Annotated in this window: 16 protein-coding genes; 5 read left to right on the forward strand and 11 right to left on the reverse strand. The window is 69.8% G+C overall.

Annotation, left to right across the window (positions count from 1 at the left end; translation table 11 throughout):
- Nucleotides 1-87 precede the first annotated feature (87 nt).
- A complete protein-coding gene (locus tag FCI23_RS22565) occupies nucleotides 88-903 on the reverse strand; it encodes an inositol monophosphatase family protein (protein ID WP_136725755.1) in 816 nt (271 codons plus the stop codon).
- The gene (locus FCI23_RS22570; RefSeq protein WP_136725756.1) at nucleotides 900-2,039 is read right to left on the reverse strand and encodes a ferrochelatase; all 1,140 of its coding nucleotides are present in this window, start codon (nucleotides 2,037-2,039) and stop codon (nucleotides 900-902) included. The genes FCI23_RS22565 and FCI23_RS22570 overlap by 4 nt, the downstream gene beginning before the upstream one ends.
- Nucleotides 2,040-2,188: 149 nt before the next feature.
- Between FCI23_RS22570 and FCI23_RS22575 the strand changes: the two genes are divergently transcribed.
- The 3 genes from FCI23_RS22575 (at nucleotide 2,189) to sepH (ending at nucleotide 6,213) form a co-directional block, all read left to right on the forward strand.
- On the forward strand, nucleotides 2,189-3,436 hold the full coding sequence (locus tag FCI23_RS22575; RefSeq protein ID WP_136725757.1) for an MFS transporter: 1,248 nt from the start codon (nucleotides 2,189-2,191) through the stop codon (nucleotides 3,434-3,436).
- Nucleotides 3,390-4,715 carry a D-arabinono-1,4-lactone oxidase gene (locus FCI23_RS22580; RefSeq protein WP_136725758.1) on the forward strand — a complete coding sequence of 442 codons (1,326 nt, stop codon included), beginning with the start codon at nucleotides 3,390-3,392 and terminating at the stop codon, nucleotides 4,713-4,715. Before FCI23_RS22575 ends, FCI23_RS22580 begins: the two co-directional genes overlap by 47 nt.
- A 418-nt stretch (nucleotides 4,716-5,133) precedes the next feature.
- Nucleotides 5,134-6,213, forward strand: a complete 1,080-nt coding sequence (gene sepH / locus FCI23_RS22585) for a septation protein SepH (RefSeq protein ID WP_136725759.1) — start codon at nucleotides 5,134-5,136, stop codon at nucleotides 6,211-6,213.
- A gap of 134 nt (nucleotides 6,214-6,347) precedes the next feature.
- On the opposite strand, the gene FCI23_RS22590 is transcribed toward sepH, so the two are convergent.
- The gene (locus tag FCI23_RS22590; RefSeq protein ID WP_136725760.1) at nucleotides 6,348-7,175 is read right to left on the reverse strand and encodes a sulfurtransferase; all 828 of its coding nucleotides are present in this window, start codon (nucleotides 7,173-7,175) and stop codon (nucleotides 6,348-6,350) included.
- A 213-nt stretch (nucleotides 7,176-7,388) separates the two neighbouring features.
- Between FCI23_RS22590 and FCI23_RS22595 the strand changes: the two genes are divergently transcribed.
- Nucleotides 7,389-8,162 (forward strand): VOC family protein, encoded by a 774-nt coding sequence (locus tag FCI23_RS22595; protein ID WP_136725761.1) that lies wholly within the window; start codon nucleotides 7,389-7,391, stop codon nucleotides 8,160-8,162.
- Between the two features lie 297 nt (nucleotides 8,163-8,459).
- Nucleotides 8,460-9,680, forward strand: a complete 1,221-nt coding sequence (locus tag FCI23_RS22600) for an acyl-CoA dehydrogenase family protein (protein WP_136725762.1) — start codon at nucleotides 8,460-8,462, stop codon at nucleotides 9,678-9,680.
- Here FCI23_RS22600 and FCI23_RS22605 read toward each other — a convergent pair whose 3' ends face one another.
- The 8 genes from FCI23_RS22605 to FCI23_RS22640 all read right to left on the reverse strand — a co-directional run bounded on the left by FCI23_RS22605 (nucleotide 9,681) and on the right by FCI23_RS22640 (nucleotide 16,427).
- Nucleotides 9,681-10,259, reverse strand: coding sequence for a GAF domain-containing protein (locus tag FCI23_RS22605; RefSeq protein ID WP_136725763.1), 579 nt, complete (start codon nucleotides 10,257-10,259; stop codon nucleotides 9,681-9,683).
- 36 nt (nucleotides 10,260-10,295) lie between these two features.
- Nucleotides 10,296-10,877, reverse strand: coding sequence for a GTP-binding protein (locus FCI23_RS22610; protein WP_136725764.1), 582 nt, complete (start codon nucleotides 10,875-10,877; stop codon nucleotides 10,296-10,298).
- Nucleotides 10,855-11,226, reverse strand: coding sequence for a DUF742 domain-containing protein (locus FCI23_RS22615; protein ID WP_136725836.1), 372 nt, complete (start codon nucleotides 11,224-11,226; stop codon nucleotides 10,855-10,857). The genes FCI23_RS22610 and FCI23_RS22615 overlap by 23 nt, the downstream gene beginning before the upstream one ends.
- Nucleotides 11,227-11,228: 2 nt before the next feature.
- The gene (locus tag FCI23_RS22620; RefSeq protein ID WP_136725765.1) at nucleotides 11,229-11,663 is read right to left on the reverse strand and encodes a roadblock/LC7 domain-containing protein; all 435 of its coding nucleotides are present in this window, start codon (nucleotides 11,661-11,663) and stop codon (nucleotides 11,229-11,231) included.
- Between the two features lie 38 nt (nucleotides 11,664-11,701).
- Nucleotides 11,702-13,519, reverse strand: coding sequence for an ATP-binding protein (locus FCI23_RS22625; RefSeq protein WP_136725766.1), 1,818 nt, complete (start codon nucleotides 13,517-13,519; stop codon nucleotides 11,702-11,704).
- A gap of 443 nt (nucleotides 13,520-13,962) precedes the next feature.
- Entirely contained in the window at nucleotides 13,963-14,613 is a 651-nt protein-coding gene (locus tag FCI23_RS22630; RefSeq protein ID WP_136725767.1) for a thymidine kinase, read from the reverse strand.
- A 39-nt stretch (nucleotides 14,614-14,652) separates the two neighbouring features.
- Nucleotides 14,653-15,846, reverse strand: coding sequence for an alkaline phosphatase family protein (locus FCI23_RS22635; protein ID WP_136725768.1), 1,194 nt, complete (start codon nucleotides 15,844-15,846; stop codon nucleotides 14,653-14,655).
- Nucleotides 15,846-16,427 carry a DUF5998 family protein gene (locus FCI23_RS22640; protein ID WP_136725769.1) on the reverse strand — a complete coding sequence of 194 codons (582 nt, stop codon included), beginning with the start codon at nucleotides 16,425-16,427 and terminating at the stop codon, nucleotides 15,846-15,848. Before FCI23_RS22640 ends, FCI23_RS22635 begins: the two co-directional genes overlap by 1 nt.
- Nucleotides 16,428-16,477 lie beyond the last annotated feature (50 nt).

The raw sequence follows: 16,477 nt of genomic DNA on the forward strand, positions 1-16,477 counted from the left end.
CGCCCCGGACACCGACAAGGTGCCGGGGCGTTTGCGGGCCCGCCTCTACGCGGGTAGGACCAGCCCTGGCGGACATCGTCGGACACCTCAGTCGTGCCAGGCCCCCAGCTCCTCCAGGAGCCTCTGCAGAGGCTCGAAGAACCCGGGCGCAGCGGCGACCGTCAGCTCCGGGGACGGCGGCTCCCCCGGCCTGCTGCCGGTGAGCGCGCCCGCCTCGCGGGCGAAGAGGGCGCCGGCCGCGAAATCCCAGCGATTGAGCCCGCGCTCGTAGTACGCGTCCAGCCTGCCGCAGCCCACATCGCACAGGTCGATCGCGGCGGAGCCGGCCCGCCGGATGTCGCGCACCCTCGGCAGCAGGGAGCGGGCGACCTCGGCCTGGGCGGCCCGGCGCTCGGTGAGATAGCCGAATCCGGTGCCGACAAGCGCCTGCTCGAAGGCCGGACCGGGACGGCAGTGGACCCGCACGCGGCTCCCGGACGAAGGCAGCACATACGCGCCGCCGCCAAGCACGGCCTGGTAGGTCTCGCCACGCAGCGGGGCCTCGACGACGCCGACGACCGTCTCGCCGTCCATCTCGGCGGCGATGCTCACCGACCACGAGGGCAGCCCGTAGAGATAGTTCACGGTGCCGTCCAGCGGGTCGATCACCCAGCGCACACCGCTGCTGCCCTCGACGCTCGCGCCCTCTTCGCCCAGCAGGCCGTCGTCCGGACGGTGTCCGGCGATGAAGCCGGTGATCAGCTTCTCGGCGGCGATGTCCATCTCGGTGACGACATCGATCGGGCTGCTCTTGGTGGCGGCCACCCCGAGGTCGGCGGGGCGGCCGTCGCGCAGCAGCGCCCCCGCCCTGGCGGCGGCTTCCAGGGCGAGAGCGAGCAGCTCCTCATTGAGCTCGCCGGTCATCGCGCTCCTTGCTCGTACGGAGCCGCCGCGGGGCGGGGATTGCCTGGCGCGGGACAGCAGTCCGCCTGGCAGACGTCGTGGCTGGGACCGAGCGAGCCCAGCGCGCAGCGCTCCGTAATGCGGCCGCGCTCGGTGCCGGCGCGCTCCAGGACAAGTTCGCGTACTGCGGCGGCGAATCGGGGATCGGCGCCGACAGTGGCTGCGCGAGCGACCGGGAGACCCAACTCGGCGGCCTTGGCGGCGGCCTCCGTGTCGAGGTCGTACTTGACCTCCATATGGTCGGAGACAAAGCCGATCGGCACCATGACGGCGGCGGGCGCCCCGGAGGAGTGCAGCTCTTCCAGGTGGTCACAGATGTCGGGTTCCAGCCAAGGGATGTGCGGGGCGCCGCTGCGGGACTGGTAGACGAGCTTCCAGGGGCGGTCGGTCCCCGTGGCCGACCTTACGGCGTCGGCGATCACCTGGGCGACGTCCAGGTGCTGGGCGACATACGCGCCGCCGTCTCCATGGCCCTCGGCCGGGCCGGAGGCGTCCGCGGCGGCGGTGGGGATCGAGTGGGTCGTGAACGCCAGGTGCGCGCCGTCCCGAACGCCCTCAGGGAGCTCCTCGAGGGCGGCGAGAGCGGCGTCGATCATCGGCTCGACGAAGCCGGGATGGTTGAAGTAGTGCCGCAGCTTGTCCACCCGGGGCAGTGGCCTGCCCTCGGCCTCCAGGACGGCGAGAGAGTCCGCGAGGTTCTCGCGGTACTGGCGGCAGCCGGAATACGAGGCGTAGGCGCTGGTGGCGAGCACCAGGATGCGCTGGTGTCCCTTATCGGTGATCTCACGCAGGGTGTCGGTCAGGTAGGGCGCCCAGTTGCGGTTGCCCCAGTAGACCGGCAGGGCGATGCCCTGCTCGGAGAAGGCCTCCCGCAGGGCCTGGAGCAGCTCGCGATTCTGCGCGTTGATCGGGCTGACGCCGCCGAACAGGAAGTAGTGGTGCCCCACCTCCTTCAGGCGCTCGCGTGGGATGCCGCGGCCGCGGGTGACGTTCTCCAGGAACGGGACGACTTCGTCGGGCCCCTCGGGACCGCCGAAGGACAGCAGGAGCAGAGCGTCATAGGGCGCGCAAGGACCGGCCCCGATGTGATCGGACATACTCCCGATGTTGCCACTCGCCGGCGACAGCCGGGAAAAGCCCTTGCCACGGCTCGTAAGCTGTATGGGCGGTGGACAATCCTTACTGACCACACGTTTCACATGTATTACCGATCACCGACCTTCGGCGACGACGCCGTGGAGTACCCGTGCCCAGCCCGTACCGTGCGATCTTCGCCGTCCCTGGTACCAAGCGTTTCTCCGCCGCTGGATTCATCGGGCGGATGCCACTGTCCATGCTCGGCATCGGCATCGTGACGATGGTGTCGCAGGTCACCGGCCGCTACGGACTCGCAGGGGCGCTGTCCGCGACGCTGGCGCTGTCCAGCGCGGCGCTGGGGCCGCAGGTGTCGCGGCTGGTGGACCGGTTCGGGCAGCGGCGGGTGCTGCGGCCGGTGAGTGCGGTGACGGTGCTGGCGGTGGGCGGGCTGCTGCTGTGCTCGGAGTACCGGGCCCCTTACTGGACGCTCTTCGGCTGTGCCGTGGTGGCGGGGTGCATGCCGAGCCTGGGCTCGATGGTGCGGGCGCGTTGGGCGGCGATCTACGCGGGCACCCCCGGCCTCCATACCGCGTACGCCCTGGAATCAGTGGTCGACGAGATCTGCTTCATCATCGGTCCGATCCTGTCCATCGGGCTGTGTACGGTCTGGTTCCCCGAGGCCGGTCCGCTGCTCGCTGCGGGCTTCCTGGCCACCGGAACGTTCCTGCTGACCGCTCAGCGCTCCACCGAGCCCGCACCGCACCCGGGGGGGCAGCACGAAGGCGGCTCGGCACTCCGCTCTCGCGGTCTGCAGGTACTGGTGATCACCTTTGTCGCCACCGGCGCGATCTTCGGGGCGGTGGACGTGTCGACTCTGGCCTTCGCCCAGGAACAGGGACACAAGGCGGCGGCGAGCCTGGTGCTCGCCGTGTACGCGTCCGGTTCATGCCTCGCAGGGGCGATTTTCGGACTGCTCAGGCCGAAAGGGCGGGCATCTCACAGGTTCGTGCTGGGCATATGTGTGATGGCCGTGAGTATGATCCCGCCACTACTGGTGGGGAACCTGGCTTTCCTGGCGGTGGCGCTGTTCGTCTCGGGCCTGACCATCGCACCGACGATGGTCACCGCCATGGCCCTGGTCGAGCAGCTGGTACCGCGAGCGAAGCTGACCGAGGGCATGACATGGACGAGCACAGGGCTCGCGGTCGGTGTCGCCCTCGGGGCCTCACTGGCCGGGTCGGTGACCGACTCGTCCGGGGCCCGGGCGGCGTTCGTGGTGCCGGCCTCCGGCGCGGCCCTCGCGGCGGTGGTGGCGTTCCTGGGATACCGCCGGCTGCGCCCGGCGCCTGGCCTGGAGGGGCAGCGAACGTATGACCAGCACAATGAGCGGCACCGCGACGAGGACTACGTGGCGTAACTGGGCGGGCAATGTCTCCGCCAGCCCGCGGCGGGTGGTTTCGCCCGCTTCCGTGGATGAGCTGGCCGCGGCCCTGCGCATGGCCGCCGAGGACGGACTGACGGCGAAGGCCGTGGGCACCGGGCACTCCTTCACCTCCGCCGCGGCGACCGGCGGCGTACAGATCCGCCCCGAGCGGCTCAGCGCCATCAGATCGATCGACCGGGGCGCCGGGACGGTCACGGTGGAGGCGGGGGTGCCGCTCAAGCAGCTCAACGCGGCCCTCGCCGCCGAGGGACTGTCGCTGACCAACATGGGCGACATCATGGAGCAGACGGTGGCCGGTGCCGCCAGCACCGGCACCCACGGCACCGGCCGGGACTCGGGTTCCATCGCCGCCCAGATCAAGGTCCTGGAGTTGGTGCTCGCGGACGGCTCGGTTCTCACCTGCTCGGCGGAGGAGAACCCGGAGGTCTTCGCGGCCGCCCGGATCGGGCTCGGAGCGCTGGGCGTCGTCAGCGCGCTCACCTTCGCCGTGGAGCCGGTCTTCCTGCTCACCGCCCGCGAGGAACCGATGGCGTTCGACCGGGTGATGGCGGAGTTCGATCAGCTCTCGGCCGAGAATGAACACTTCGAGTTCTACTGGTTCCCGCACACCGACGGTTGCAACACCAAGCGGAACAACCGCAGTCACGGACCGGCCCGTCCGCTGCCTACCGTCCGGGGCTGGATCGACGACGAGCTGCTCTCCAACGGGGTTTTCCAGGCCGCCTGCACGATCGGCAAGGCGGTTCCCGGCACCATCCCGGGCATCGCCAAGATCTCCAGTCGGGCACTCTCCGCCCGTAACTACTGCGACATCGGATACAAGGTCTTCACCAGCCCGCGCCGAGTGCGCTTCGTCGAGATGGAGTACGCGGTGCCGCGCGAGGCCGCGGTGGCGGCGATCCGTGAGCTCAAGGCGACCGTCGAACGCTCCTCCTTCCGGATCAGCTTCCCGGTGGAGGTCCGGATCGCGCCCGCCGACGACATCGCCCTGTCGACGGCCTCCGGGCGCGACACCGCGTATATCGCCGTGCACGTCTACCGCGGCAGCCGCTACCAGGAGTACTTCACCGCGGTCGAGAAAATCATGACCGCTCATCAGGGGCGGCCGCACTGGGGCAAGATCCACACCCGCGACGCGGGGTATCTCGCCGACGCCTATCCGCGCTTCGGCGAATTCACCGCGCTGCGCGACCGCCTGGACCCCGGCCGGCTGTTCGCCAACGACTACCTGCGGCGGGTGCTGGGCGAGTAGGAGTGGCTGCCCGGGGGCGCACGGCTGTCCCGGGCAGCCACTGCGGCAGCCTCGAACTGGATGCCCGCCCTAGCGAAAGAGATCGTTCCGCTTTGCGCCCCTCTGCGGAGATCTCATCCCCAACTCCCCTGCGCCCCGAGAAGTTCGACGGCGCGGCGGCCCACCGGCGTGGCCCCAAATGGAGTACTGTGACAAATCGTGGGAGGGGAGCCCAGCGGCGGCGCTCGTCCCGGGGTGCTGTCGAGCAGGCAAGAGCGCAGCTGACTCGGAGTGAGGTTTGATCACTCAGAGTTGCAAAGAGGTAACCATGCCATAACGGCGGGTCACGGCACATGCCCGACACGCCGGAAAACTCAGCAAGGTCGTGGCAGGCTGCACCCGGGCAGGTCACACTCGTCCATCGGGAGCAGCGGCGCACGTGACGTCGGCAGGCACCACCCGGGAGGTAACCGTGCCCGAATTGCGTGTCGTGGCTGTCAGCAACGACGGCACACGACTGATTCTCAAGGCTGCCGACAGCACCGAATACACCCTTCCCATCGATGAGCGGCTGCGTGCCGCCGTGCGCAATGACCGTGCGCGGCTCGGCCAGATCGAGATCGAGGTGGAGAGCCATCTCCGCCCCCGTGACATCCAGGCCCGGATACGAGCCGGTGCCTCCGCCGAGGAGGTCGCTCAGCTCGGCGGCATCCCCGTCGAGCGGGTCCGCCGCTTCGAGGGACCCGTCCTCGCCGAGCGTGCCTTCATGGCGGAGCGGGCCCGCAAGACCGCCGTACGGCGGCAGGGCGAGAGCACCGGGCCACAGCTCGGTGAGGCGGTCGCGGAGCGGCTGCTGCTGCGCGGCGCCGAGAAGGACACCGTCCTGTGGGACTCCTGGCGGCGCGACGACGGCACCTGGGAAGTCCTGCTCGTCTACCGCGTAGCGGGCGAACCGCACTCCGCGAGCTGGACGTACGACCCGCCGCGACGGCTCGTCCAGGCCGTGGACGACGAGGCACGCGCACTCATCGGCGAGACCCAGGAGACGCAGGAGCCGAGCTTCCCCTTTGTGCCCCGGATCGCGCGGCTGCCGAGGGACCGTCCGCTGGACCGGGCCATGGACCGGCAGCTGGACCGCTCGGATCGTGCCGACCGCTCCGAGGAGCGCGCCGCCGAGGACGAGCGCGACTCCCTGACCAGCCTGCTGGAAGCGGTGCCCAACTTCCGCGGTGACATGGTGGTGCCGTCCGCCCCAACCACCCCCGAAACCGGCTCCCCTTCGGCGGAGCCGGACGACGAGCCCGAGGCCGAGGAAGCCGCCGCGCCTGCCGCCAGCGCGGGCGCGGGTTCCGCCTACGCCGATGTGCTGATGCCGCGCTCCGTGGCCGGCCACCGCGACCGGCTGGTCGGCACGACCGACCGGCAGGCCGAGGCGGACGGCGTACGCCCCGGCCGACGGGCGACGGTGCCGAGCTGGGACGAGATTGTCTTCGGCAGCCGGCGCAAGAAGCAGGAGTAGCGCGTAGCTCGCGTGGTCTCCCGGCTCCCCCGCCGCCGGCCGGGAGCCGCTGATGCCTGGCCGTCCCCTCCCCCTGCCCACGCCCGTAGCAGGCCAGAGGCAGGCTGTCCGGCCGAGCGGCAACACCAGGCGGATCAGCCGGGGTGGGGGCCGGTGGCGACGGGGCGGGTGAGGTCGGAGGACCATTCGCTCCAGGAGCCGGGATAGAGGGCGGCAGGGATGCCGGCGACGGCCAGGGCGAGCACTTCATGGGCCGCAGACACGCCCGAGCCGCAGTAAACGCCGATTTCCGCGTCGGGACCGGCGCCGAGCTTGGCGAACCGGTCCGCGAGGGTGGCGGCGGGGAGGAAGGCTCCGTCGTGGGCGACGTTCTCGGTGGTGGGGGCGCTGATGGCGCCGGGAATGTGGCCGCCGACGCGATCGATGGGCTCACTGTCGCCGCGGTAGCGCTCGGCCGCGCGGGCGTCGAGGAGAAGACCGCGACGGGCGAGTGACGCGGCGTCATCGGCCGTGAGGAGGGGGATGGCGCCCGGGGCCGCGGTGAAGGCGCCGTCTGCCGAGGCGGGAGTGGCGGAGGTGAGAGGGTGCCCGGCGGCGGTCCAGGCCGGGAGACCGCCGTCGAGGACGCGGACACGGTCGTGGCCGGTCCAGCGGAGCAGCCACCAGGCGCGGGCGGCGGCCCAGCCGAGGCCGCCGTCGTAGACGACTACTTCGCGGCCGGAGCTTACGCCCGCCCGGCGCATGGCGGCCGTGAAGACGCCGAGGTCGGGCAGCGGATGGCGGCCGACGGTGCCGGGTGGCCCGGCGAGCTCGGTGTCGAGGTCGATGAAGTAGGCGCCGGGGAGGTGGCCGGCCTCGTACGCGGGACGACCGGGCGGGCCGCCGAGCTCCCAGCGGATGTCGAGGAGGATGATGTCATCCGGGGCGCCCGCGAGGTCGGCTACGGTGATGAGGGAGTCCATGTGTCCATTGTGGTGGTGTCGGCTGGCCGTTTGGCGGAGCGTCACCGCTCAGCAATGACCTCGAAATGGACCCGAAATGCCAAATCAGGCATTCTCATTCGGGAACGCGACCACTGCGGCGCGGCCACCGCGCCCCGCGTACCAGGTGGTGGAAGCATCGGATCCGGCACCTCCACCCACAAGCCCCGCGTGCTGGTCCCGAGGAGAAAATCGATGACCGAGGTAGCGACCCGGCGCCCCCTGGGCGCGCCCTGCTGGGTCAGCCTGCTGGTGCGTAATCTGGACGCGATGGAGGACTTCTACGGTCACCTCTTCGGGTGGGAGTTCAGCATCGGCCCAACGCCGTTCGGCTCGTACGTGAGGGCGACGCTGCACGGCCGGAGTGTGGCCGGGATCGGCGAGATCCCGAAGAACCGGCATCTCCCGGTCGCCTGGACCACCTATCTCGCGACCGACGACGCGGACGCGACGGCAGAGCTGATCCGCGACTGCGGAGGCACGGTGGGAGTCGGGCCGCTGGACGCGGGCGCGGCGGGCCGGATGGCGCTGGCCTCCGACCCGGCCGGCGCCGTGTTCGGGGTGTGGCAGCCGCTGGCCCAGCACGGGGTGGAGGTCATGGGCGAACCGGGCACACTGGCCTGGAACGAACTGATCACGCGCGAGGCGTCGGGGGTCGGCAAGTTCTACGCCGCGGTGTTCGGCTACGACCTGGAGGCGGTGGTCTCCGCGGACTTCGACTATCTGACGCTTCATCTGAACGGAGAGCCGGTCACCGGGATCCACGGCGTCGGCCGGGCCCTGCCACGTGACCGCGGCGCCCACTGGATGACGTACTTCGCGGTGGAGGACGTGGACACGACGGCCCGGCAGGTCGTGGAGCTGGGCGGGCATGTGGTGCGCGCGCCGCGCGAGTCCGCGTACGGGAGGCTGGCCACGGTGGCCGACCCGGAGGGCGCGGTGTTCACGGTGATCCGTACAACCGGCTGAGGGCGGCCGGGCCTGGCGCGCCGGGTGACCAAAGTCACATCCGCCTGGTCCCACGCCCGCGGAGGCCGGTTGCCGCTTGGTGCGGCGTGGCCGGAAGGCGCTGTCCAGCTACGCGGAAGCACACATTCCGGCGTAAAGCAACGGGTCCAGTTCCAGCCAAACTCCCTGAGTGATCTTGTACCTTGCAACAGGAATATTGACCATGAATGCGTCGGCCTGTCCGGGGACGAGGCGGGCGCTACCGCACCACCTGTACGCCGATCCCGGCGGACAGGCGACTTGCGAGGAGGTCTCCAGATGGACGGCTACTTCACTACGAAGCGTCATGAGCGCCTACGGGAAGAGGTCCGTACCTTCGCGGAATCCGAAATCATCCCGCTCATACCGGAGATGGAGGCGACCCGGACCGTCCAGCACGAGTTGTCACGGCTGATCGCCCGCCAAGGCTGGATAGGCGTCACCATCGGCCGGGAGTACGGCGGAATGGGCCTGGGACACCTGGCGAAGACCATCATCATCGAAGAACTGTCGAGGATCAGTGGCGCGATGGGCGCCATGGTGCAGGCATCCCAGCTCGGCGTGGCCAAAATCGTGCACTTCGGCAACGCGGAGCAGAAGGACGCCTGGCTGCCGGCCATCGTCGCCGGCGACTGCCTGCCCACCATCGCCGTCACCGAGTCCGAGGCCGGAGGCCATGTGCTGGGCATGACCGCGAGCGCGGTGCGCGACGGAGACGACTACATCCTCAACGGCAGCAAGGTGTACGTCGGCAACAGCCACGTGGGCGACCTGCACGGCGTCGTGGTCCGCACCGGACCGGGTTCCAGGGGCCTGTCGGCGTTCCTGGTCGAGTCCGACCGGCCCGGCTTCTCCCTCGGCCCGCAGCAGCCGGCCATGGGCCTGCACGGCTTCAGCTTCGGCGAGCTGATATTTGACAACTGCCGGGTTCCCGCCTCCAACCGGCTTGGCGCGGAGGGCGACGGACTGTCCGTCGCGTACTCCTCCAGCGTCCTCTACGGCAGAGCAAACCTGACCGCGGTCTCCCTGGGCATCCACCAGGCGATCCTTGAGGAGACCACGGCGTTCTGCATAGAGCGGCACCGCTATGGCAAGCCGCTGTACGAAGTCCCATCGATAAAGCTGAAGCTGGGCCAGATACAGTCCCGGCTGATGACCGCCCGGCTGGCCGCCTACTACGCGGTGCACCTACTGGACAACGGCCTCCCGTGCGACGCCGAACTGATGAACGCCAAGCTGATCAACGTCGAGTCAGCCCTCGATTCGGCGCGCAACGCCATGGAGATTCACGCCGCCTGCGGGCTGTTCACCGACCGGCCGCTCGAACGGTTCCTTCGCGACGCGCACCACATCTTCGCCCCCGCCGGCACCTCCGACGTGCAGCTGCTCCGCCTCGGAGAAGTTGCGCTGGGCACGTCGAAGGGGCAGTGGTCGGAGCGGCTTGCCGACCTCGTACGGACAGAGCCAGAGGCCCTTGCCGGGGCCGGGGCCGGGGCCTGACTATTCCAGGCGTCCTTCGCGCTGGTGGATCCGCTCCATCAGCTCAGCGGCCATCGACTTGATGGTTTCCAGCCCGGGACGGCCCCAGGGGCGCGGCTCGACGTCCACCACACAGATCGTGCCGAGAGCCGTGCCGGTGTGGTCGATCAACGGGGCCCCCAGATAGGAGCGGATGCCGATCTCGTCCACTACCGGATTGCCGGCAAACCGCGGGTAGTCACAGACGTCCTCCAGCACCAGAGCCTTGCGCCGGACCACGACATGCGGGCAGTAACCGTGGTCACGGTCCATCTCGCGGCCCGGCTCCGCAGTGGCGGCCGCAGCTGCCGCGGAGTCGAGGTCGGAGCCGGTCTGCGAACCGGAGGGGGTGTACAGGCCGGCGAAGTACTGACGGGTCTCACTGATGAAGTTGACCATCGCGTAGGGGGCGCCGGTGGTCTGGGCGAGCTTGCGGGCGAATTCGTCGAACTCCGGGTCCGGGCCTTCACCCAGGCCGAGTTCATGCAGCCGCATCACTCGCTGCGGCGCCTCCTCGTCCACGGGGGTCAACAGTTGGTGGCCTGCGGGGTCATAGGTCATGACGGGCTCCGTATCTGGCAGGTCTGGAGGGACGGTCTAGGCCGAGTAGGACGCGGTGGCGGCGAGCAGGTGCTGGATCAGGGAGGCCAGCACGGAGGTGGCGGAGCGGCCGTGACGGGCGTCGCACAGTACGACCGGCACACGGGGCTTCAGGTCGAGGGCGGCCCGCACCTCATCCGGCTCGTAGTGGAAGGCGCCGTCGAACTCATTGACCGCCACGAGGAAGTCGATACCCCGGAGTTCGAAGAAGTCGACGGCGGCGAAGCAGTCCTCCAGGCGGCGGGTGTCGGCCAGGACGACCGCGCCCAGTGCCCCGCTGGACAGCTCGTCCCACATGAACCAGAAGCGCTCCTGGCCGGGAGTGCCGAACAGGTACAGCACATGCTGGGGGTCGAGGGTGATGCGGCCGAAGTCCATGGCCACGGTAGTGGTGGACTTGTTCTCCACCCCCGTCAGGCTGTCGGTGCCGACGCTCGCCGAGGTGAGGAGCTCCTCTGTGCTGAGGGGCTCGATTTCGCTCACCGCGCCGACAAAGGTGGTCTTGCCAACGCCAAAACCGCCCGCGATCAGGACTTTCAGGGCGGTGGGGAGCTGCTCAGAGGAGTCGTTGTAGGCCATTGAGCACTGTCTCCAGTACGGATCGGTCGGTGGGATCGGCTGCGGGGCCGGGAGCCCGCGTGGTCACTGCTCCGCAGTCGACAAGATCGGACAGCAGGACCTTGGTGACTACCGCGGGCAGCCGCAGATGGGCCGCCACCTCCGCGACCGAGGTGGGGTCGTGACACAGGTCGAGGGCCCTGGCGTGGTCCGGGTCCAGATGTGCCTCGGGCACCCGGCCGGTGGCCTTCACCATGGACAGCAGATCCAACGCCGTCGTAGGGCGGGTACGCCCGTTGCTCACCGTGTACGGGCGCACCAGCCGCCCTGCGTCATCATCGAGCCAGGGCCCGTCCTTGGGAGCCGTCATGTTCATCGGACCGCGTCACCCGGACCGGATATCGCGTGCCGCGCCGGCGTGATCAGGTACGGGCGGACGCTCTTGACCAGCTGCCCCATCTCGTACCCGAGGACGCCCGCGTCCGCCTCCCGGGCGGCCAGCACGGCCAGCACGGTGCCGGAGCCGGCCGTCGAGACGAACAGCAAGGTGGCATCCAGCTCCACCACCACCTGCCGGACCCCCTCACCGCCCCCGAAGTGGGCTCCGACGCTGCGCCCCAGGGAGAACAGTCCGGAGGCGACTGCGGCCAACTGGTCGGCACTGTCGAGATCCAGGCCGTGGAAGGCCTTCACCAGCCCGTCAGAGGACAGCAGCGCGGCGCTGCGGGTGTGGGGAACGCGCTGGACCAGGCCGCTCAGCAGCCACGCGAGATCCGATGGCTGGCCCTGGGGGACATCGCTCACCATGATGGGTGGATTCTCCTTGGGGAAAGGGTGACGCATGGTCAGCTTGCGCCGTTGGTACGGCCCGACGGACCATTTTCCTCGTCAGCCGGGGCGACATCCGCGAGGCTGATGCCGCGCTGGAAGGCGGCCATCAGGCCTGGATCGTGGCCGACGACCGGTTCGTCGTGCGAGACGGCAGGGGTATCGCGCAGCTGAGGCGCCAAGTGTGTCTGCCCCTGGCGCTGCGGCAGTTGCGGGCGCACGTCATGGGCGGTGGGCCGGTGGGGAGCCGCATCACCGACGGAAGCCATCGGCCCGGACGGCACCGCCCCGCGCGCGGACTCCCGTACGCCGGGCTGCGCGCCGGACTCCCGTACCGGCCGTGCCGGTTCCCGGCCTCCTGGTGCCGCTGCCGGCGGCCCGTACGAGGCACTGTCCGGGACGCGCCGGGCGGCTGGCGGCGCGCTCTGTCCGCTACCGTGGCCGGCTACGGGGAACGGCGTCTTCGCGGGGAACGGCATCTCCGCCGGGAGCGGAGCGGGAGCAGAAGCGGGGTGCGGCCGAGGAGCCGTGATCGCTGCCGGGGTGTGGGCGGCGGCACTCTGTAGCGGCGCCAACTGTGCCGGTTGCCTCGTGCGTTCTGCTTGCGCCTGCTGCCTGGGCGCCCGTTCCAGCGGTGCGGCACCGAGCAGTGCCTTGGGCAGCACGACGACGGCCTGGATACCGCCGTAGATATTGCTCTGCAGCTTCACTACGACGCCGTGCCGACGGGCGAGGGCCGAGACCACGAACAGCCCGATACGGCCGTCGTGCAGCAACTCGCCGATGTCGACCCGGTCGGGGTCGGCGAGCAGGCCGTTCATCCTCTGCTGGTCGGCCTGCGGCATGCCCAGGCCGCGGTCCTCGACCTCGATGGCGAGGCCGGCGGTGACGTTCTGGGCACGCAGCAGCACATTGGTGCTGGGCGAGGAGAACATGGTGGCGTTCTCGACAAGCTCGGCGACCAGGTGAATGACGTCGGCGACCGCGTGGCCGCGCAAGGTCCCCTCGATCGGCGGCACGAGTTTGACCCGCGAGTACTGCTCAACCTCGGCGATGGCCGAGCGCAGCACCTCGGTCAAAGTCACCGGCCGGCTCCACTGACGCCGCGAGACGGCGCCGCCGAGCACCGCGAGGTTCTCCGCATGGCGGCGGATGCGGGTGGCAAGGTGGTCGACGTAGAACAGACCCTTGAGGAGGTCGGGGTCCTCAACCTGGTTCTCCAGCTCGTCAAGGAGCTGGATCTCCCGGTGGACCAGGGACTGAAGCCGCCGGGAGAGGTTGACGAACACCTCCACCCGCTGGTCGGATCCGCCCCCGGGCGTCAGGCTTGATGCCTGGACGACAGCCGTTCGAGCCGCGTGCTGTGCCTGCTGCAGATCATTGGCCAGGTGTGCGAAGGCGTCGCCGTCCTCGGCAGGCAGGGCTTCCGGACCGAGCTGCGTGGGGCGTTCGCCGTTCTGCACCTGTTCGAGCAGCCGCCGCAGGTCTTCCTGACCGCGGGCATTCAGGGAGCGCAGGGCGCCCACGCGGCCTTGCACCCGCCGGGCGGCGGCGCCGGCTCCGCGGACTGCCGCGAACAGGATGACCACGCACCCGGCCACGGCTGCGATCAGCACCAGGCGCGTAGCGCCGTCGGATGGGTTCGCGACGACCAGATACGCCACCGTGGCGACGCCCAGCAGTGCCATGACGGCTGTGGGAAGTACAGAGACCCACAGGTGGCGGCTCCGTATGCCGCCCTCGACGTGGCCGCCGCGGGCGGGGGGCCTGCGCCTGCCGTGCCGTCTGCCGTCCCGCTGAACGGCGCGCACGTCGGGTGAGGAGAGTTCAGACATCAGCGTCCTCGGTACATGGGGACCGGCCGGCGACGTACGTCACACCGCAATTGGTTGTGCGTCACCGCATGGGGACAGATGAGGCTTGTGGCATTTGTGACACACATATGATCACACGTGGGCAGACTACTATCAGTCCGCCCCAAGATGATCAACAGCGTGGCACAGAAGTATAGTTGAGCGCGAGTTTCGGCATCATCGGGGGCAACCTGGGTCGAACGGCCGGCGCGGCGTGCGCGACCGGTATGGCCGGTCCGGCAGGCGGGGACGGAGCGACAGGGCCGTCCAGGAGCGGCAGACGGCAGCTCAGGCGTTGGCGACACCAGGTCCGGAATGATCACGGGACCGCTCGTGTGACCTCATGGCTACCGAACGTATATTCACTCGAAAGAGTGACTTCTGTACTGACGTTCGAACGGTGAGCAATGCCGGCACCCCGGCCGTCACTCGGCTGCGACCGGCAGAACGTCCGGCGACAGCGCGACCGCGCGAGCTGCCTCGGCGGTCATCCTGCGCCGGTGATGCCGTCGGCACAGCACCTCGTAACCCACCTCGCCCGCCAACTGGTTCACATCCCCCACCACCACCTGGGCGCCTTCGACGACCATCTCCCCGCCCACCGTGCGGGCGTTGTGCGTGGCACGCGCGCCGCACCAGCACAGCGCCTCCACCTGTAGGGCCTCTATCCGGTCGGCCAGCTCGATGAGGCGCTGCGCGCCAGGGAACAGCTTGGTCCGGAAGTCGGTGGTGATGCCGAAGGCGAAGACGTCCAGGTCGAGGTCGTCGACGATACGGGCGAGCTGGTCGATCTGGACGGGGGCGAGGAACTGGGCCTCGTCCACGATCACATAGTCCACCCGGCCGCCACGCGTGACGCGGTCGACGAGATAGGCGTACAGATCCATGTCCTCATCAGCTTCGACCGCGTCAGTGACCAGACCCAGACGCGAGGAGAGCTTGCCCTCGCCCGCCCGGTCGTCGCGAGTGAAGATCACACCTTGGAGACCACGAGCCGAACGGTTGTGCCCGATTTGTAGCGCCAAAGTACTCTTCCCGCAGTCCATCGTTCCGGAGAAGAACACAAGCTCGGGCATGAGAGCTGCAAGGCCTTTCGGACAGGGCGGATTGGGAGGTCACGGACGTACTTCGAGCAGCGGCACCAGTTGCTCCACCGGGGTCATCGAGCCGTGCAGGCCGACCATCTGGGACTCCCCCGGCTCGGTGCGGTTCGCGACGACCGCGATATCGTCACGCGCGACGGCGACCACATCGCCGATCCGGGCGTACACCCGCTCGGCCACGCCGTCCTCGGGCCGGCCGAACCAGCCCGCCGCGATGGCCTCGTCGCGGGTGGCGACCCACATCTGCTCGCCCAGCACTTCGCTCCATACGGTGTACACATCGGAGGCCGCACCCGGCACCGCGTATATGTGCCGGGCGCGGGCCTCACCGCCGAGCACCGCGACTCCGGCGCGCAGTTCCCAGTCCTCGTCGAAGTCGATCCGGGACTCCGGGTCGAAGGGGATGTCGATCATGCCGTGATCGGCGGTGATATAGAGCGCGGAGCGCGGCGGAAGCTGTTCGGCGAGGCGCTGGGCAAGCCGGTCGATCATCATCAGCTGGCCCCGCCAGGCGTCCGAGTCGGTGCCGTGGCGGTGGCCCATGGAGTCGAGTTCGCTGTAGTACGTGTAGACCAGCGCGCGGTCGGCGGCGGCGAGCCGGTCGGCGGCGAGATCCATCCGTTCCTCGCCGGTGAGCCGGCCGTGGAAGGTGCCGCCGGACAGGGCGATCTTTGTCAGCGGGGTCTGGTGGAAAGTGGGGGACGACACCTGGCAGGTCGCGATCCCGGCGGCGTCGGCCAGCTGGAAGACGGTGGGGTGCGGTTGCCAGGCGTGGGGGTCGGTCCAGGGCTGCCAGCGCAGCTGGTTCATCAGCTGGCCGGTGGCGGGGTTGAGGCAGGTGTACCCGACGAGGCCGTGCGCGCCGGGCGGCAGACCGGTGCCGACCGAGGCGAGCGAGGTCGCGGTGGTGGAGGGGAAGCCGGCGGTGAGCGGGCGGCCGGTGCCGTTCAGGGACGTCACCAGCAGGGAAGTGAGGAACGGCGCCTCTTCGGGGTGGGCGCGCAGCAGCTCCCAGCCCAAGCCGTCGACGAGGAAGACGCACACCCGGTCGGCGGGGGCGAGCTCCAGGCCGGTGGGCGGGGCCGTGTTGAGGCCGAGCCCCACAGCCAGGGCGGGCAGGACGTCGCCGAGCGAGCCGGTGCCGTAGCGGGGAGCGGGGGCGGTGTTGGGGTCGAGTGGCTCGTACGCCTGAATGGGCTGGACCATCAGTGGTCGGCGGTCGCTTCGGAGAGGGCCTGCGCGAAGGCGAGGGTCTGCCGCACCGTCTCGGGGCCGTCGCCCGCCTCGCTGACCCGCAGGCTCAGGTCGTCAGCGGTGGAGGAGCCGGTGTAGCCGTGGTCCGCCTCGCAGTTGGGGTCGCCGCACGCGGCCGGCTCCAGGTCGAGGCGGCTGACGGCACCCCAGCCGATGGTGAGCACGACCTCGCGGGGCAGGGTGCCCGGCTTGTACGACTCCGGGTTCGCGACCACCCGGCTCAGGACCACGGAGGAGATCCGGGCGAGCTTCACCGATTCGGTGGAGGTCGTCGCGTACGGGGACGGGGAGGTGTCGTCCGCGGCCTGCTCGTCGGTATGGCTGACGATGAACCGGGCACCGGTCAGCACCAGGACGGTGACATGGCGGCGCACCTCGTTGGCGTCAAAGGTCGTCTCCTGGTGCACCAGATACGACGCGACCGGCTCGCCGCCGACCGCGGCCTCCACAGCCTCGGCCACAAGGGCCGGGTAGTAGCCACTGCGCTCGATCGCCGCGCGGAGCCCCTGGGTCGTCGTACCGGTCTTCGCCATGGGCACCATCCTAGGCCGTGTCCGGGCGGTGCTGCTCCCCTGCTGCCGTC

The sequence above is a fragment of the Actinacidiphila oryziradicis genome, from assembly GCF_005047355.1.
GTDB lineage: Bacteria > Actinomycetota > Actinomycetes > Streptomycetales > Streptomycetaceae > Actinacidiphila > Actinacidiphila oryziradicis.

Bases quoted from the DNA above. Each gene is read 5' to 3' on its own strand.
- FCI23_RS22625 (WP_136725766.1), bottom strand. From the start codon at position 13,519: ATGTCTGAACTCTCCTCACCCGACGTGCGCGCCGTTCAGCGGGACGGC.
- FCI23_RS22610 (WP_136725764.1), bottom strand. From the start codon at position 10,877: ATGGCCTACAACGACTCCTCTGAGCAGCTCCCCACCGCCCTGAAAGTC.
- FCI23_RS22565 (WP_136725755.1), bottom strand. From the start codon at position 903: ATGACCGGCGAGCTCAATGAGGAGCTGCTCGCTCTCGCCCTGGAAGCC.
- FCI23_RS22605 (WP_136725763.1), bottom strand. From the start codon at position 10,259: ATGACCTATGACCCCGCAGGCCACCAACTGTTGACCCCCGTGGACGAG.
- FCI23_RS22640 (WP_136725769.1), bottom strand. From the start codon at position 16,427: ATGGCGAAGACCGGTACGACGACCCAGGGGCTCCGCGCGGCGATCGAG.
- FCI23_RS22580 (WP_136725758.1), top strand. From the start codon at position 3,390: ATGACCAGCACAATGAGCGGCACCGCGACGAGGACTACGTGGCGTAAC.
- FCI23_RS22615 (WP_136725836.1), bottom strand. From the start codon at position 11,226: ATGACGGCTCCCAAGGACGGGCCCTGGCTCGATGATGACGCAGGGCGG.
- FCI23_RS22595 (WP_136725761.1), top strand. From the start codon at position 7,389: ATGACCGAGGTAGCGACCCGGCGCCCCCTGGGCGCGCCCTGCTGGGTC.
- FCI23_RS22620 (WP_136725765.1), bottom strand. From the start codon at position 11,663: ATGGTGAGCGATGTCCCCCAGGGCCAGCCATCGGATCTCGCGTGGCTG.
- FCI23_RS22590 (WP_136725760.1), bottom strand. From the start codon at position 7,175: ATGGACTCCCTCATCACCGTAGCCGACCTCGCGGGCGCCCCGGATGAC.
- FCI23_RS22630 (WP_136725767.1), bottom strand. From the start codon at position 14,613: ATGCCCGAGCTTGTGTTCTTCTCCGGAACGATGGACTGCGGGAAGAGT.
- FCI23_RS22570 (WP_136725756.1), bottom strand. From the start codon at position 2,039: ATGTCCGATCACATCGGGGCCGGTCCTTGCGCGCCCTATGACGCTCTG.
- FCI23_RS22635 (WP_136725768.1), bottom strand. From the start codon at position 15,846: ATGGTCCAGCCCATTCAGGCGTACGAGCCACTCGACCCCAACACCGCC.
- FCI23_RS22600 (WP_136725762.1), top strand. From the start codon at position 8,460: ATGGACGGCTACTTCACTACGAAGCGTCATGAGCGCCTACGGGAAGAG.